The organism is Streptosporangium sp. NPDC048047 (assembly GCF_040653115.1).
GTDB lineage: Bacteria > Actinomycetota > Actinomycetes > Streptosporangiales > Streptosporangiaceae > Streptosporangium.
On the sequence record NZ_JBEZNH010000049.1, the window covers coordinates 17,155 to 32,945 of the forward strand.

13 protein-coding genes are annotated in these 15,791 nt (G+C 72.9%); 3 read left to right on the top strand and 10 right to left on the bottom strand.

Annotated features, from left to right (window positions below; genetic code table 11):
* The first annotated feature begins 21 nt into the window (after positions 1–21).
* On the top strand, positions 22–1,050 hold the full coding sequence (locus tag AB0D67_RS30355) for a glycosyltransferase family A protein (RefSeq protein WP_362943573.1): 1,029 nt from the start codon (positions 22–24) through the stop codon (positions 1,048–1,050).
* Positions 1,047–2,525 (top strand): condensation domain-containing protein, encoded by a 1,479-nt coding sequence (locus tag AB0D67_RS30360; RefSeq protein ID WP_362943576.1) that lies wholly within the window; start codon positions 1,047–1,049, stop codon positions 2,523–2,525. The genes AB0D67_RS30355 and AB0D67_RS30360 overlap by 4 nt, the downstream gene beginning before the upstream one ends.
* Before the next feature lie 128 nt (positions 2,526–2,653).
* Here AB0D67_RS30360 and AB0D67_RS30365 read toward each other — a convergent pair whose 3' ends face one another.
* The 9 genes from AB0D67_RS30365 to AB0D67_RS30405 all read right to left on the bottom strand — a co-directional run bounded on the left by AB0D67_RS30365 (position 2,654) and on the right by AB0D67_RS30405 (position 14,518).
* Positions 2,654–4,240 carry a glycogen debranching protein gene (locus tag AB0D67_RS30365; protein ID WP_362943579.1) on the bottom strand — a complete coding sequence of 529 codons (1,587 nt, stop codon included), beginning with the start codon at positions 4,238–4,240 and terminating at the stop codon, positions 2,654–2,656.
* A gap of 2 nt (positions 4,241–4,242) precedes the next feature.
* Positions 4,243–5,118, bottom strand: a complete 876-nt coding sequence (locus AB0D67_RS30370) for a carbohydrate ABC transporter permease (protein WP_362943582.1) — start codon at positions 5,116–5,118, stop codon at positions 4,243–4,245.
* 12 nt (positions 5,119–5,130) lie between these two features.
* Entirely contained in the window at positions 5,131–6,069 is a 939-nt protein-coding gene (locus tag AB0D67_RS30375) for a sugar ABC transporter permease (RefSeq protein WP_362943585.1), read from the bottom strand.
* Between the two features lie 5 nt (positions 6,070–6,074).
* Positions 6,075–7,403, bottom strand: a complete 1,329-nt coding sequence (locus AB0D67_RS30380) for a sugar ABC transporter substrate-binding protein (protein WP_362943588.1) — start codon at positions 7,401–7,403, stop codon at positions 6,075–6,077.
* Between the two features lie 135 nt (positions 7,404–7,538).
* A complete protein-coding gene (locus AB0D67_RS30385; RefSeq protein WP_362943591.1) occupies positions 7,539–8,294 on the bottom strand; it encodes an SDR family NAD(P)-dependent oxidoreductase in 756 nt (251 codons plus the stop codon).
* Positions 8,291–9,577, bottom strand: a complete 1,287-nt coding sequence (locus AB0D67_RS30390; protein ID WP_362943594.1) for an NAD(+)/NADH kinase — start codon at positions 9,575–9,577, stop codon at positions 8,291–8,293. Before AB0D67_RS30390 ends, AB0D67_RS30385 begins: the two co-directional genes overlap by 4 nt.
* Entirely contained in the window at positions 9,574–11,133 is a 1,560-nt protein-coding gene (gcvPB, locus tag AB0D67_RS30395; RefSeq protein WP_362943597.1) for an aminomethyl-transferring glycine dehydrogenase subunit GcvPB, read from the bottom strand. The genes AB0D67_RS30390 and gcvPB overlap by 4 nt, the downstream gene beginning before the upstream one ends.
* Positions 11,130–12,521 carry an aminomethyl-transferring glycine dehydrogenase subunit GcvPA gene (gene gcvPA, locus AB0D67_RS30400; RefSeq protein WP_362943600.1) on the bottom strand — a complete coding sequence of 464 codons (1,392 nt, stop codon included), beginning with the start codon at positions 12,519–12,521 and terminating at the stop codon, positions 11,130–11,132. Before gcvPA ends, gcvPB begins: the two co-directional genes overlap by 4 nt.
* Positions 12,518–14,518, bottom strand: a complete 2,001-nt coding sequence (locus tag AB0D67_RS30405) for a beta-galactosidase (RefSeq protein ID WP_362943603.1) — start codon at positions 14,516–14,518, stop codon at positions 12,518–12,520. Before AB0D67_RS30405 ends, gcvPA begins: the two co-directional genes overlap by 4 nt.
* 110 nt (positions 14,519–14,628) lie before the next feature.
* Here AB0D67_RS30405 and AB0D67_RS30410 point away from each other — a divergent pair, with 110 nt between their 5' ends.
* Positions 14,629–15,267, top strand: a complete 639-nt coding sequence (locus tag AB0D67_RS30410; RefSeq protein WP_362943606.1) for a GntR family transcriptional regulator — start codon at positions 14,629–14,631, stop codon at positions 15,265–15,267.
* A gap of 153 nt (positions 15,268–15,420) precedes the next feature.
* Here AB0D67_RS30410 and AB0D67_RS30415 read toward each other — a convergent pair whose 3' ends face one another.
* Complete coding sequence (locus tag AB0D67_RS30415; protein ID WP_184757641.1) at positions 15,421–15,675, bottom strand: Smr/MutS family protein; 255 nt, start codon at positions 15,673–15,675, stop codon at positions 15,421–15,423.
* Positions 15,676–15,791 lie beyond the last annotated feature (116 nt).

The window sequence follows — 15,791 nt, forward strand, 5'->3', positions numbered from 1 at the left end:
GCACGGGAAAGCGGCGACGGCATGAGCGGGCCGAGCGGTCCCGCCGCCTTCGTCATCCCGTTCTGGTCCGACGGCAGGCCGCATCGGCTCGGCTACCTGCGCCAGGCCCTGGACAGCGTCCGCGCCCAGACCGACCCCGACGTGTTCGCCGTGGTCGTCGACGACTGTTCCGACAGCCACGAGGACCGGGCCGAGCTGCTGCGCTGGGAACGCGACGACGCCCGGCTCCGGGTCGTCCTCGCCCCCGACAACCGGGGTCCCGGACGGTGCAGGAACATGGGCGTCCGCGTCGCGGCGGACGCCGGCGCGGACTTCGTCTGCTTCCTGGACGCCGACGACCTCACGCACCCCGACCGGGTGCGGACGGTGCGCGACGCACTCGCCGCCGACGCGGAGGCGGACCTCGTCTACTCCGGTTTCGTCGTGATCGACGGCGACGGCGACGAGGTCGGGCGCGACCGTCTGATCAGCAGCGTGAAGATCATCATGGATGACATCGAGAAGCGCCCCCTGGAGGGGCACGACTGCTGGGTCTCCGTCGCCGTCGAGCGGGACAACCTCACCATCCCCTCCGCGCTGAGCGCGCGCACGGCGCTCGCCCTGGAGATCCCCTTCCCCGAGCACTGCCGTTTCTTCGAGGACACCCACACCTGGCTGCGCTACTCGGCGTCCGGAGCCAAGATCGCCTTCGCGCCCGCGATCCCGTCCCGCTACCGGATCCCCGACGAGAAGGAGGGGAGCGAGTCCCGCCGCCGGGCCGGAGGCATCGAGGCGTTCAACCGGATGCGGGTCGAGGTCACCGAGCCGGGCCTGGCCGAGGCGGTGGACCTCGCGGTCCGCCGCGGTGTGATCGATCCGGCGGAGGGGCTGGCCATCCGCACGAGATACCTGCTCAACGTCGCCGGCATCCTCCTGTCGGAGGGCACCGGCGGGGTGGCCCGTGATCTGGTAGACCAGGCGAGAGCCCTCTCCTTCGCCGACTATCTGAGATATCGCGACGCCTACCCCGTCGTCGCCGCCCTCGACCCCCTCCCGCCGGAGCAACCATGAACCCCGCCACCACCGCCACCGCCACCGCCACCGCCACCGGCACCGGCGTCGCCTCGCTGGAGGCCCGCTTCGCCGCCGAGCGGACCGGGACGGTTCCCCTGGCCTGGGGGCAGCGGGCCATCTGGGGCGCGATCCGCGACGTCGGCCCGGAGGGTGACCACTACTACAACGTGCCCAGGCTCGTGCGCCTCCCCCGCAGCTGGCGGATCGGCCCCGACGCGGCGGTGGCGGCGATCGGGCGGCTGCTGGCCCGGCACGACGCGCTGCGCAGCCGCCTGTGCCTGGAGGAGCGGGTCGGCCTCCCGCACACCGGCCTTTTGCACGCGGCCTCTCCACCGGCCGATCCCCTGCAGACGGTGGAGGCCCGCGGCGCCGTCGCCGTCGAGGTGGTCGAGACCACGCCGGAGGGCGCCGGGGCCGCGGCGGAGGCGCTCCGTGAACGACTGGCCGGCCGCCGGTTCTCCTACGCCGAGGACCTGCCGCTGCGCGCCGGCCTGGTGACCGGCGACGGCGTCGTCAGCCACGTGGTCGTCGTCCTGTGCCATCTGGCCGCCGACGCCTTCGCCGCCGACGTCGTCGTCCGTGATCTGCGGCTCCTGCTCAGGGGCGGCGCGCCGCCCGCGCCGTACCAGCTGATGGACCTGGTCGCCGCCCAGGGCGGGCGGGCGGCGCGCGGGAGCGCCGCCGCGCTCGGGTACTGGGCGGGCCACTACCGGGCGATCCCGCACACGATGTTCTCCGAGGTGCGGGGAGCCCCCGGGAGCCCGCGCTTCCAGCAGGCGGTGATCGTGTCCCGGGCGATCGACCTGGCGACCGGCACGCTCGCCCGGCGGCACGGCGTCAGCACCGCGACCGTCCTGCTCACCGCGGTGGCGGCACTGGTCTCGGCCGTCTCGGGTCACCGTACGGTCGCGGTCAACCCGCTGGTGAACAACCGGTTCGCCCCGGAGAGCAGGACGCTCGTCACCTCCCTGTGCCAGCTCGGCCTGTTCGTGCTCGACGCCGGGGCGACCGGGGCGGCGACGTTCGACGAGCTGCTCGCCGGGACCAGGCACCTCGCCCTGCAGGCCTACCGGCACGCCCGGTACGACCAGGCCGAGTGGTACCGCATGGTGGAGGAGGTCAGCGGGGAGCGCGGGCTCCCGGTCTTCCCCGGCTGCTGCTTCAACGACCAGCGGGCCGCCGACCCGCTGGGGCGGGACGCGCCCGAGGATCCTCGGGAGGCGGTCGCGGCCCGGACGGAGACCCGCATCCGGCGTCCTCCCGGCGTGGAGCGGCTCAACTGCGGGTTCTGCGTCCACCTGGTCGACGACGAGGGCGGTGTCCTGGGGGTCAGCCTGACCGCGGACACCGTCACCATGCCGCCCGACCTGGTGGACCGGTTCCTGTACGCGGTCGAGGCGCTCGTCGTCGGCGCGGCGACGGAGGGCATGCCGCTGTCGGCGCTCCCGGCCCTGGTCGACGGCGCGCCCTGACCCCGTACCGCCACGCGGACCGCCTCGCCGTACGGATCGTCCCGCCGTACGGCTCACCGGACCGTAAGGATCGTCCCGCCGCACGGCTCACCGGACCGTACGGCGGGACGGTCACCGCGCCGGTCGCCTCACGGCCGGGCCCGGCGGTGGGCCAGGTCCAGGAAGAGCGCGGCGGACCAGCCGAAGCCGGTGGTGGCCCCGCGGGCGCGGGCGCCGGTGAGCGGGTTCCAGTACTCGTGCAGCCCGCCGCCCGCGTCGACCATGTCCAGGGTCCGCCCGGTCAGCTCCTCGGCCTCGGCGGCGAAGCCGGAGCGGTGCAGCCCCTCGATCAGCAGGTAGTTGACGTTGAGCCAGACCGGGCCGCGCCACATGGCGTCCGGGTCGAAGGCCGGGTCGCCGAAGGCGACGGTGGGCACCGGGCGCTCGCCCCAGAAGGCCGGGGACAGCAGGTCGGCCACCAGGCGTTCGGCGATCTCCCGGGGCAGGCGGCCGGTGAGCAGGGGCATCAGCTCCAGCGGGGTGCGGGTGGCGACCTCGGCCTCGGCCCCGGACGCGGTCTTGGTCAGCGTGACGAACCGGTCGCCGTTCCAGCGGCGGGCGACCAGCAGCTCGACGTGCCCGGCGGCCCGCCGCCGCCACTCCTCGGCCTCCGCCGTACGGCCCAGCGCCTCGGCGATGTCGCCGAGCCGGTCGAACTGGAGGGCCAGGTAGGAGTTGAGGTCCGGCGGTTCGGCCCGGGGGCCGTGGTCCCAGACGGGGCTGTCGTCCAGGCCGGAGGAGTAGGGGTGGAGGTACTCGGCGAGGCCGTCCCCGTCGGGGTCGGAGGCGGTCAGCCACCACCGCTGGGAGCGGGCGATCGGCCGGTAGACCTCGTCGAGGAAGCCGGGGTCGGGGGCGGCCTCGTGGATCTTCCAGGCGGCCCAGGCGGTCAGCGGCGGCTTGGTCACCGGGACGACGCCGCCGATCGGCTCGCCCGGCGTGGCGGAGCCGCCGACGTGCTGGGCGAGCCGGTCGTGGTCGGAGCGTGGCAGGTCGGTGGTCTCGGCGAGCACGCCCCGGTCGTGGACCACGTCGGGGATGAGGCCGTCGGGCCGCTGGTGGTCGAGGAGGATGCGGAGCTGGTCGCGGGCGAGCTTCGGGTCGGCGTGGCGCAGGGCGACGGCGTGGAAGTAGGAGTCCCAATTCCAGATGCCGACATATCCCAGTTTGGAGGGGACCACGCCTTCGCGGCCCCCGGCGAACGCGATGGGCAGCAGGTTCACCCCGAGCGTCCACCACGCCTGCTCGGCCCGCTCCCGCAGCTCCGCCGGTACGGCCGGCATCCGCGCGAACCACTCCCGGCGGCGCTCCCCGGCCCGCGCCAGCAGCTCCCCGGCGTCGTACGGGCCCGCCCGGCCGGTGAGCACGAGGGTCCCGTCGATCCCGCCCCCACCGCCGTCCCAGACGGCCCGCGCCCCCGAGCCGGTCAGCACGAGCGTCTCGGCGTCGGCGAAGACGAGGTCCACCCCGGCCCCGAAGGAGACCCGGTCGGGGAAGGCCCGCCGTACCGGCAGCTCGCGGTCGCCGGAGAACAGCCGCAGTCCGGTGAGCACGGTCGTGTCCGACAGGCGGGTCTCGTACTCGGCGCGGGCGACGCGGAGCGAGCCGTCCGGGTCGGCCAGCACCAGCAGCCGGGAGCCGCGTTCGGTGAAGGGGGTCACTCGCAGGTCGAGCATCGTCAGCGTCCTCCCAGGCCGGACATGGCCATGCTGTTGAGGATGCGCCGCTGGCCGATCAGGAAGGCGATCATCATCGGGATGACCGAGATGGCCGAGGCGGCGAGGGTGAGGCCGTAGTCGGTGGCGCCGTGCTGCCCGGCGAACTGGCTGACCAGCAGCGGCACGGTGGCCAGCTCCGGCGAGTTGAGGAAGATCAGCGGGAAGAAGAAGCTGTTCCAGCTCGCCAGGAAGACGATGATGCCGAGCGCGCCCATGCCCGGCCGGACGTTGGGCAGCACGACGCGCCAGAAGATCGTCCACCGGCCGGCGCCGTCGAGGCGGGCGGCCTCCTCCAGCTCGATGGGCACGGCCCGGATGAACTGCCGCAGCAGGAACACCGCGAACGGGTTGACGAAGCCCGGCACGATCAGCGCCAGGTGGGAGTCGACCCAGCCCAGCTCCGCCAGCATCAGGTAGAGCGGGACGATGGTGACCTGCGCCGGGACCATCTGGGTCGCCAGGAACAGGCCGAACAGCAGTCCGGAGCCGCGGAAGCGGATCCGGGCGAAGGCGTAGGCGGCCATCGCGGAGGTGAACAGCGTGAGCACCACGTTGAGGGCCGCGATGTAGAAGCTGTTCCAGTACGCCTGGGCGAAGGGCAGCGCGCCGAACGCGTCGGGGTAGTTCCGCGCCCGCCACGGGTTCGGCAGCCAGTCGAGCGGCGCGTTGAGCATCTGGTGCGCGCCCTTGAACGAGGTCAGCAGCATCCAGACGAACGGGAACAGCATCAGCAGCCCGCCGGCGGCGAGCGCGACGTGCAGGCCGATCTGTCCCAGACGGCGGGGACCAGGGCGCGAGCCGGGATGGGCACCGGGAGAGGCAGGGATCACAGCCATCGACGCCTCCCCTCAGGAGTCGTAGTGGACGAGGCGCTTCTGCGCCGCGAACTGGACGAAGGTGACGAGCAGCGTCAGCGCGAGCAGGATCAGCGCGGCGGCGCTGCTCATCCCGAACTCGAACTTCTGGAAGCCCAGGTCGTAGACCTGGTAGACGATCGTCCGGGCGCCCTCGTTGTGGTCGGGGTTGACCAGCACGTAGATCTGGTCGAACGCCTGGAACGAGCTGATCACCGCGACGACGGTGGAGAAGAAGATCGTCGGGGAGATCATCGGCAGCGTCACCGAGCGGAGGACGCGGACCGGGCCCGCGCCGTCGATGCGGGCGGCCTCGGTCAGCGACGGCGGGATGGTCTGCAGCCCGGCCAGGAAGATGACCACGTTGAGGCCGAGCGAGGACCAGATGGTCACGACCGCGATGGCCACGATGACCCAGCCCGGGTCCTCCAGCCAGTCGGGCGGCGTGACGCCGAACCACTCGTGGAGGGTGTTGTTGAGCACGCCGTAGTCGCCGCCGGCCAGGATGACCTGCCACATCACGGCCACCGCGACGGAGCTGGTCACCACGGGCAGGAAGTAGACGACCCGGTAGAAGGTCCTCCCCCGCACGTTGTTCAGCGCGAGGGCGACGAGCAGCGCGAGCGCCAGGCCGGCCGGGACCGTCAGCAGGGCGAGCTTGACGGTGTTCCAGACGGCCGTGCCGAACTCGGGGTCGCTGAGCTGGGCGGTGAAGTTGTCGAAGCCGACCCAGGACTTCTCGCCGAGCCCGTCCCATTTCATGAACGCGAGCACGACCGCGAACCCGAGCGGGAAGACCAGGAACGCCAGCAGGCCCAGCACCTGCGGGGCGAGGAAGAGCGCGGCCCACCAGCCGTCCCGGTTCCGCACGCGCGTCGCCGCGCGTGCGGGCCGGGTCCTCGCGGTGGGGCGTGCCGGGGTGACGACGCCCACGGCCGTTATCCGATCTTGCCGTCGACGAGGGACCGCAGCTCGGTCATGCCCTGGTCGAAGGCGACCTTGCCGGTCCAGACCTTCAGCAGAAGGTCGTTGATGTCCTTGGTGAGGCCGGGCACCGCGACCTCCTCGGGGTAGTTCGCGAAGCCGGTGTCACGCACGTCGAGGAACGTCTGGGCGTGCGCCGGGTAGCCGCCCTCCAGCACGACCTGCTCGGCGCCCTTGATCGAGGGGACCGCGCCGCCGCTCTTGAGCCGCAGGAGCTGGCCCTCCTTGCTGACGAACTCGGTGAGGAAGGTGAACGCCGCGTCGGGGACGCGGGAGTCCTTGTTCAGCGCGAGGTAGGAGGCCGCGACCGCGCCGGGCATCGGCTCGCCGGTCTGCGACGGGAACGGCACGACGTCGTAGTTCGCCTGGTCGCCGCCCTTCTTGACCACGTCGATCACCCACCGGCCTCCGGCGTAGAAGCCGGCCCTGCCGCGCAGGAACTGGGTGCTGGGGCCGTTGCTGGCGGGCAGCACGTCGGCGGACAGGAAGGTCTTGTCGGCGTAGCCCTTGGCCAGGGTCTGCAGGGCCTCGCGGGACTTGGGGTCGGTGGTGGCGACGAACCTCCCGCCGTCCCAGACCTTGCCGCCGAAGCCGCCGATCACGCTGTAGGTGGAGCCGTACCAGTTCCAGAAGATGGATCCGGCCTTGCCCGCGGCCTTGAGCCTGGCGTTCATGTCGAGGTACTTGGCCATGGTCCACTTGCCGGCGGCGTTCAGTTCGGCGGGGTCCTCGGTGATCCCGGCCTCTTTGAGGGCCTTCTTGCCGTACCAGAGGACCTCGGGGTTGGTGTCGTTCGGGACGCCGTAGATCTTGCCGTCCTTCTTGGCACCGCCGTAGACGCCCTCGAAGAAGTCCCCGGGCCTGCTCTTGCTGGCGGGGCCGGCGAGCCGCTCGTTGAGCGGGGCGAGCACCCCGGCGGCGACGAACTTGCCTACGTTGTCGTCACCGACGAAGAAGACGTCGGGCGCGGTCTTCGAGGTGAGCTGGGTGAGGAGCTTGGGGTGGTAGTCCTCGTACTTGGGGACCGTCTCCATCTTCAGCACGATGTCCGGATGGCGCTTCATGAAGTCGTCGTTGAAGGTCTTGAAGAGCGCGACGTCCTCGGCCGACCCCCAGGTCGACCAGCGGACGGTGACCTTCCCGGCGGCGGCCGGGCCGCCGCCGGCACCGCCGCCGCCGCCGCTGCACGCGGTGGCGAGGGCCGCGGTCAGGGCGAGGGCCACGGCGAGGATCTTCTTGGCCGGAGAGGCCGGAGGGGTCGGAGGGGTCGGAGGGAAGGACACGGGGTGCCTCCTGGGGGTTCGCGGGGGGTGGGTTACGCGGGATGCCTTGCGGGGTGACGGGTCGTACGGGGTGCGTCGCGGGATGGCGGGTCACGCGAAGCGCCGTATGAGGGGTGGGTTACATGAGGGGGCGGGTCACGCGAGTCCGCCGCCGTCGACGACCAGCGCCGCGCCGGTGACGTAGCTCGCGGCGTCGCTCGCCAGGAAGAGGACGGCCTGGGCGATCTCGTCCGGGGATCCGGCGCGGCCCATCGGCCGGTCGGCGGCGTCGGCGGCGAAGGCCGCCCAGTCCTCCGAGAGCTGACGGGCCTCGTCGCGGAGCATCGGGGTGTCGGTGTCGCCGGGGTTGACGGAGTTGACGCGGATCCCGGCCTTGGCGTGGTCGATGGCCAGGGCCCGGGTCATGTTGACCACGGCGGCCTTGGAGGCGCAGTAGGAGATGGCGTTGCCGCCGCCCTTCAGGCCCCAGCCGGAGCCGGTGTTCACGATCGAGCCGCCGTCCTTCATGGCGGGGATCGCGTGCCTGCACATCAGGAAGACCGACCTGACGTTGACCGCCATGACCCGGTCCCACTCGTCGACCGGCAGGTCCAGCACGGTGGTGCGGCGGATGATCCCGGCGTTGTTGAACAGCACGTGCAGCCCGCCGAAGGTCTCCACCGCGGTCCGTACGGCCCGCGCGCAGTCGGCCTCGGCGGCCACGTCCGTCTCGACCGCCACGGCCCGGCCGCCCTCGTTCTCGATCTCCTTGGCGACCGTCGCGGCGCCGGTGCCGTCGATGTCGGCGACCACCACGGCCGCGCCCTGGCGGGCGAAGAGCAGTGCGGTGGCCCGGCCGATGCCGGAGGCGCCGCCGGTGACGATGGCGACCTTGTCAGTCAGGGCGGTCATGCTGAGCTCTCCTCGGTAGCGGGTCGGATCCGGTACACCGCGCTCTCGCGGTATCCGGTGATGACGGAGACGTGGCCCGCGACGAGGGCGTCCGTCTCCGGGTCTCCGGTGTCGGCCAGCAGCGGCCGGCCACCGAGACCGGCGAGCTTCTGCTGGGTGGCCAGGACGAGCAGCCCCCCGGAAGCCATGATCTTTCTGAGTACGGCGGGGCCGATCTGCTGGTTGCCCCGGCCGAGCACGAAGCCCTGCCCGCCGATGACCGAGACGACCGCGCAGGTCTCGTGCCCGGCGACGAGATCGAGCAGCCGCCGTTCGGTCACGTCCGCGGCGACCAGCCGGCCGTCCTGGACCACGTCCACGCCGAGCAGCGTGGTGGAAAGGCCCAGAAGCCGTCCCACGGCCATGGTGGTGGCGCCGGGGCCGAGGACGTAGCGGACGCCGGGCCGCATCCGTGCCCTGACCTCCCGGGCGATCGCCTCGGCCGAACCGGGGGCGGCGGCGGAGGAGCCGACCTTGCGGCCCGACAGCCGCGCGCGGGCGGCGGGGACGCGCAGGGTGCCGTAGAGCAGGGGGCTGACCCGGCCGCTCCGGTAGGCGTCCTCGTCGAGGTCCACCACCTCGGCGGCGATGGTCCTCCCCCGGCTCTCCGTACCTTCCGGGCTCCCCGGGCTCCCCGGGCTCCCGGCCGGGCCGGTGTCCCGTCCGAACTCGGCGGCCGTGGTCCCCGCCGTGGCGGGGCTGACCGCGAAGCACCCGGAGTAGACCTTGACGCCCGCCGGGACGCCCAGCACCGGGCAGGACGGCGAGCCGTCGAGGACGTCCCTGGCGGTGCCGTCCCCTCCGGCGAACAGCAGCAGGTCGACGTCGCGCATCGCCTCGACGGCCGCCGTCGTGTCCCGGGGCGAGGAGGGGTCGCCGGGGGCCCGCCGTACGAGTTCGGGGACGCCGCCGGCGGCCCGCACGCTGTCCTCGCCCATCGGGCCCGCGACGGTGACGATCCTGGTGTCCGGGCGGCGGGCCAGCAGCGCCCGTACGGCCAGCGCGGCCCGCTCGCCCGCCCGGGGGGAGGCTCCCCTGGCGAGGGCCTCGCGCTGCACGCCCGCGCCGTCGCTGCCCTTGAGCCCGGCCGGGCCGCCGATCCCCGCGACGGGGTTGACGACCAGCCCGACCGTGAAGGCCGCGCGCGTCGCGGTCCGCTCGGCTCCCCCCGCTCCGCCCGCGGCACGGGAGGAGTCCGGGGACTCGGCGGCGACGCGGGAGGGGCCCGGCCGGTCGGCTGTCATGACAGGTGCTTGCGGGTGTAGGCCCGCCAGGTGGGCGACCACCGCTTGGGATCGTCCAGCGACGACGGGTCGATCCGGTGGACCGTCTGGTTGTACGGGGCGCCCTTGACGAGTTCGGGGTCGCGGCGGGCCTCGTCGGCGACGTGCGCCAGGATCGCGGCGTACTCGTCGAGGTCCTCCTGTGAATACGACTCCGTCGGCTCCAGGGTGAAGGGCTCGGGGACCACGTGGGGGTGGTGGCTGGTCCAGTAGTGCACGCCGAAGTCGGCGGCGCGCACGCCGATCTCCTCCGAGTGCACGCCCGTCTCCTCCGACAGCTCCTGCCAGGAGTAGCGGACCTGCTCCAGGCGGCTGCGTCCCCAGGGCGCCGAGGCCCCCTTGATCTGCAGGACCTTGTGCATCAGGTAGTTGTTGTTGAGCACCGCGATCTCGGCGACCTCGCGCAGCCCGGCGGCGCCCAGCGCCATGATCCACGCGTAGGCGCGGACCACGTTCGGCGTGACGCCGAGGAACGGGCGCGTCTTGCCGACGGAGAGCGGCCGGTCGGCGTCGAGGCGGTAGCGCGAGCCGTCGTACTCCACGGTCGGCCCCGGCAGGAACGGCGCGAGCGCCTCGGACACGCCGCTCGCGCCGGCCGCCGGTCCCCCGCTCGCGTGCGGGGTGGAGAAGGTCTTGTGCAGGTTGAAGTGGCACAGGTCGAACCCGGCGTCCGCGGCGCGGGTGACGCCGAGCAGGCCGTTGGCGTTGGCCTGGTCGTAGCAGGCCAGGCCGCCCGCCTCGTGCACCAGCTCGACGAACTCCGCGATGCGCGGGTTGAAGATGCCGGTGTCCTCGGGGTTGGTGATCATCAGGGCGGCGGTGCGGGGCCCGACGGCGGCGCGCAGCGCCTCGATGTCGGGGTATCCGTTCTCGTCCGGCATCAGCGTGATGACCTCGTACCCGGCGGTCTTGGCGCAGGCCGCGTTGGACGGGTGCGAGAACAGCGTGGTGATGACCTGGTCACGCCGCTCCCCCTCGCCGCGGGAGGCGTGGTAGGCGCGGATCATCGCGACGTTGGCGTAGATCGCGGCCGACCCGGAGGCGGGCTGGAGCGAGACCCGGTGCATGCCGGAGATCTCGGCGAGCATCCGCTCCAGCCGCCAGTAGACCTCCAGCACGCCCTGCACGGTGTCGTCGGGCTGCAGCGGGTGCAGCTCGGCCACCTTGGGATCGGTGACGAAGCGGTCGTTGACCTTCGGGCTGTACTTCATCGTGCAGGTGCCCTGGCCGACCGCGATGGCCTGGTCGACGCCCAGGTTCTCCTGCGACAGCCGGACGTAGTGCCGCAGCACGTGCAGCTGCGACATCTCCGGCAGCCTGGGCGGTCCGGCCCGCCGTACCGTGTCGGGCAGCTCCACCGGCGGCACGCCCGGGGCCGGTACGGCGATGCCCCGCCGGCCGGGCCGCGACTGCTCGAAGATGATCGGCTCGTCCCAGCGGGCCTGGTGGAACCGGCGCAGCCGCGGCTTGGGCGCGACCGGAAGCTCGGCGAACGGCTCGCCCGCGTGCCCGCTCACGCCGTCTCCCCCGCGGCCGGCGTCCCGGCGCCCGCGGCGCCCTCGCTGGTCCCGTTCACGCCGAGTCCCTCCCGTACGGCTGCCGCCAGCCGGTCGATGTCGTCCTTCGAGTGCCGCTCGGTCACGCAGACCAGCAGCGTGCGGTCGTCCAGGCGGACGCCGCCGAAGATGCCGTGCCCGCGCAGCGCGGCGAGGAGGCCGTCCGCGGAGGGCACCTCGATCGCGAACTCGCGGAAGTGCACCGCTTCGGGGTGCAGCACCCGGGCGCCGGCGGCGGCGAGCCGCTCCATCGCGTAGCGGGTGCGGGCCAGGATCGTCTCGCCCAGCTCGCGCATGCCCTCGGGGCCCATCAGCGCGAGGTAGACCCCGGCGGTGATGCCCCACAGGGAGGCCGCGGTGCCCACCCATTCCTTGCCCTCCTCGCGGTGGGCGAAGGAGGTCCGGTCGTAGAAGACGTCGCCGAAGCCGTACTCGCCGGGGACCTCGGTCGGCGCGAGGCCGAACAGCCGCGAGGGGAACTCCGCGACCAGGCGCTCCTCGTCGCGGGTGGCGATGTACCCGGCGTGGCCGCCGCCGTGGGCCTGGTGCATGCCGAGCGACTGGATGTCGCCGCAGGCGATGTCGGCGCCGTAGGCGGCGGGCGGGGCGAGCACGCCCAGCGAGATCGGGTCGGCGGAGACGACGAGCAGCGCTCCGGCGGCGTGCGCGAGGTCGGCGAGCTCGCGGCCCCGGGTCTCCACGACGCCGTAGACGTCGGGGGTCTCCAGGTAGATCGCGGCGAAGGTCTCGTCGATCCCCACGTCGCCGATCTCGCCGCCCGGCCCGGCCGGGGCGACGACCAGCTCGACGTCGTGGTCGAGGAAGTCGCGCAGCTTGCTCATCTTGTCGGCGGCGACGGCCCCGCTGACCAGCACCTTCGAGCGGCCGGTGTAGCGGACGGCCATCCGGATCGCGGTGCCCGCCGCCTGGTAGCCGTCGTAGGTGGGGACGTTGACGACGTCCATCTCCAGCAGCTCGGCCATCATGCTGACGTACTCGAACAGGGCCTGGAACCGGCCGTGGTCCTCGTACGGCTCGCCCGCGTAGGCGGTGAGGAACTCGCCGCGCCCGTTGATCTCGTCGCAGACGGCCGGCACGTGGTGCGGGTAGCAGCCGTGACCGAGGAAGCTGAGCGCCTCGGTGGTGTCGGTGTTGCGGCCCAGCAGCCCGCGCATGTGCGCGACCAGCTCGTGCTCGGAGAGCAAAGGTTCGGGCAGGTCGAGCGGCCGGTCCAGGCGCAGGTCCGCCGGGATGGCGGCGTAGAGCTCCTCGACGCTCGCGGCGCCGACGGCCGCCAGCATCTCGGCCCGCACGCCCGGTTCGGCGTTCGGGATGTAGGGGTGTGTCACCGTTCTCCTTCGGTCGGCCCGGCGCCGGTGCGGAGCACCACCGCGTCGCGGGCCGGGATCTCGATCCGGCCGCGCAGCTCGCGGCCGGTCAGCAGGTCGGTCCCGGACTCGGCGAGGTCCACCCGGGCGGGGGTCGTCGCGTGGTTGAGCAGGAAGAGGTACGGGCCCCGGCGGGTGGCCTCCACGCCCTCGGGCACGTCGGCCACCGGCCGGACGCCCGCGGCGGCCAGGACCTCCGACAGCACCGGGGTGACGTCGTCGAGCAGGCAGCCGAGGTAGGTGGCCCGCCCGCGGCGGGTGATGGCGGGCTGCCCGTCGAGGTCGCCGCCCTCGTAGCGGGCGAGCACCTCGGCGTCCTCGACGCGCAGCCATTCGGCCCAGGTCCGCGCCGGCACGGCCGCCGCGGCCGCCCCTGTCCCCGTGACGGGCCGGACCCGCTGGACCTGTCCGTCGGGAAGCGGCCAGAACTCGTCGACCGTCAGGCCGAGCAGCTCGCGCAGCGGGCCGGGGGCGCCGCCGTCGTGCACCCGGTCGGCCGCGTCGACGACGCCGCTGAACGGGCCGACGACGAGGTGCCCGTCGAAGGCGGCCAGGCTCCGGGCCTGCTCCTCGGTGCACAGGTAGAGGTTGGGGACGATGACCATCCGGTGGCCGGACAGGTCGCGGCCCGCGGGGACGAGGTCGACCGCGACGCCGCGGGCGTGCAGCGGCCGGTACCACGACAGCAGGAGGTCCTTGAGCGCGAGCCGGTTCGACGGCATCGACTCGGGGGCCTCCAGGCCCCACCAGCTGTCCCAGTCGAGGAGGAGCGCCACGTCGGCGCGCGTCCCGGTCCCGGCGACCTCGGCGAGCCGTCGCAGGTCGGCGCCGAGCCGGAGGGTGTCCCGCCAGCCGCGGGCGGCGGTGCCGCCGTGCGGGAGCAGCGCGGAGTGGAACTTCTCCGGGCCGTAGCGGGCCTGCCGCCACTGGAAGAACATCGCGCCGTCCGCGCCGTGGGCCAGTGCCTGGAGGCTGTGCAGGCGCATCATGCCCGGCGGCTTGGGGGCGTTGACCTCCCGCCAGCTCACCGCGCTCGCGGCCTGTTCCAGCAGGATCCACGGCCGCCGCTTCAGCGAGCGCATCAGGTCGTAGCTGAGCGCCACCGCCACGTGCGACCCGGGGTCGGCGGGGTCGGGGTAGGCGTCGTCGCTGACGACGTCCTCGGCGGCGGCCCACTTCCAGTAGTCCAGGCCGTGCAGGATGCTCATGAAGTTGGTGGTCACCGGCACGTCGGGGGTGACCTCGCGCAGTACGGCCTTCTCCAGTTCGAAGCACTCCAGCAGCGCGTCGGAGCAGAAGCGGCGCCAGTCGAGGACCTGGGCGGGGTTGACCGGGCCGGGGGCCCTGCGGGGCGGTTCGACCTGGCCGAACGCGGTGTAGTGCTGGCCCCAGCAGGAGGTGCCCCAGGCGTCGTTCAGCCCGTCGACGGTTCCGTAGCGGTTCTCCAGCCAGGTCCGGAAGTGCCGGGCCGACTCGGCGCAGAAGCATTCGAGGACGTGGTCGGCGTACTCGTTGCCGATGTGCCACAGGGCCAGGGCGGGGTGCCGGCCGTACCGGGCGGCCATGGCGCGGACCAGCCGGACGGCTGCGTCGCGGAAGACCGGTGAGCTGGGGCAGTAGCCCTGCCGGGAGCCGAACTCCAGGCGCGTCCCGGCGGCGTCCACCGGCCGCACCTCGGGGTGGTCGCGGACCAGCCAGGGCGGCGGGGTCGCGGTGGCGGTGGCCAGGTCCGCGGCGACGCCGTGCTCGTGCAGCAGGTCGAGGACGCGGTCCAGCCAGCCGAAGTCGTACTCCCCGGGACGCGGTTCGAGCCGGGACCAGGAGAAGACGGCGACGGTCGCCATGTTGACGCCCGCCTCGGCCATCAGCCGGACGTCCTCCTCCCAGACGTGCTCCGGCCACTGCTCGGGGTTGTAGTCACCGCCGAACAGCAGACCGGAAACCCTGGTCAGCCCCACCCGAAACTCCGATCTGTGACATGTAATATTTTGTATGCAGAATTCATAGTGCAGTGTACTGAATGCCGTCAAGCCGCTAGGCTTGAGGGAAGATCAACGCAAGGAGTGCAATGGCGATCGAGCGGCGCCCCCTCCGCGAGCAGATCCGCGAGGAGCTGATGCTCCGGCTCGACCGAGGCGACTTCGCCGCGGGAACCGACATCAACGAGGCCGTCCTGGCCGGAGAGCTCGGTGTCAGCCGCACCCCGCTGCGCGAGGCCCTGATCACCCTCGCCGGCGAGGGCGTGCTGGAGAGCAACCAGGGCAGGGGCTTCAGGTTCGCCCCGGTCAGCCGCAAGGAGTTCAGGGAGCTGTGCGCGATCGTGGCGGCCCTGGAGGCGCTGGCCCTGGAGAGCTCCGACCCGGCCCACCTGCGCCGGATCGCCCCCGAGCTGCTCCGGCTCGCCCGGGAGTTCTCCGCCGACGTCGCCGCGCGCCAGGAGATCGAACGTCACGACGACGAGTGGCACGACCTGATGCTGAGCGGCTGCGGCAACGAACGGCTGATCGATCTGATCACCAGCGTCAAGGCGGGCATGCGCCGCTACACCCACCTGCTGTCCGGCGACGCCACCCCCACGGCGCGCGCCGCCGAGGAGCACCGCCGGATCGCCGAGCGACTGGCCGAGGGCGACCTTCAGGGCGCGGTGAGCGCCCTGCGCGACAACTGGATCAACGGCATGGAGCGGATGATCCCCCACATCCCCTGACCGCCGCCCGGCGCACCGGGGCCGCTCGCCGTCCGGACCCCGGCCGCCGCACGGCCCGGCCACGGCGGAAGCGGTCATCCGCCCGCGCGTCCACCCGCCGCGGAAACACGCGCCCGGCCGCGGCGGACGCCCACCCGCGGCCGGAGTACGCGACTACTTGTGGCGGAAGTAGACGAACAACCGGCCGTGGTTCTTGGAGTCCTTGTCGATGCGGTGGTAGAGGGCCTTGATCTCCTTCTGCTCCAGGAAGCGCAGCACCTTCTTCTTGAGCTGGCCGGAGCCCTTCCCGGGGATGATCTCGACCTCGGTGGCCTTCTTCCTGATCGCCTCGTCGATGATGCCGCGCAGCGCCTTGTCGATCTCGCCACCGCGGTTGAAGATCGGGTGCAGGTCCAGCTTGAGCTTCACGGTGTCCCTTCCGCCGGGCGGCCCTCGAGGCCGGTCACGCCCTCCTGGGCGCCGGCACCCCTCAGGCTACGGCCTCGCGCCCGGTTTCCCGCAGGCCGTCCGGCGTCGCCCGGCAC

Excerpts from the sequence above, each read along its gene's own strand:
- AB0D67_RS30355 (WP_362943573.1), top strand. The coding sequence starts at position 22 with ATGAGCGGGCCGAGCGGTCCCGCCGCCTTCGTCATCCCGTTCTGGTCC.
- AB0D67_RS30360 (WP_362943576.1), top strand. The coding sequence starts at position 1,047 with ATGAACCCCGCCACCACCGCCACCGCCACCGCCACCGCCACCGGCACC.
- AB0D67_RS30365 (WP_362943579.1), bottom strand. The coding sequence starts at position 4,240 with ATGCTCGACCTGCGAGTGACCCCCTTCACCGAACGCGGCTCCCGGCTG.
- AB0D67_RS30370 (WP_362943582.1), bottom strand. The coding sequence starts at position 5,118 with ATGGCTGTGATCCCTGCCTCTCCCGGTGCCCATCCCGGCTCGCGCCCT.
- AB0D67_RS30385 (WP_362943591.1), bottom strand. The coding sequence starts at position 8,294 with ATGACCGCCCTGACTGACAAGGTCGCCATCGTCACCGGCGGCGCCTCC.
- AB0D67_RS30390 (WP_362943594.1), bottom strand. The coding sequence starts at position 9,577 with ATGACAGCCGACCGGCCGGGCCCCTCCCGCGTCGCCGCCGAGTCCCCG.
- AB0D67_RS30410 (WP_362943606.1), top strand. The coding sequence starts at position 14,629 with ATGGCGATCGAGCGGCGCCCCCTCCGCGAGCAGATCCGCGAGGAGCTG.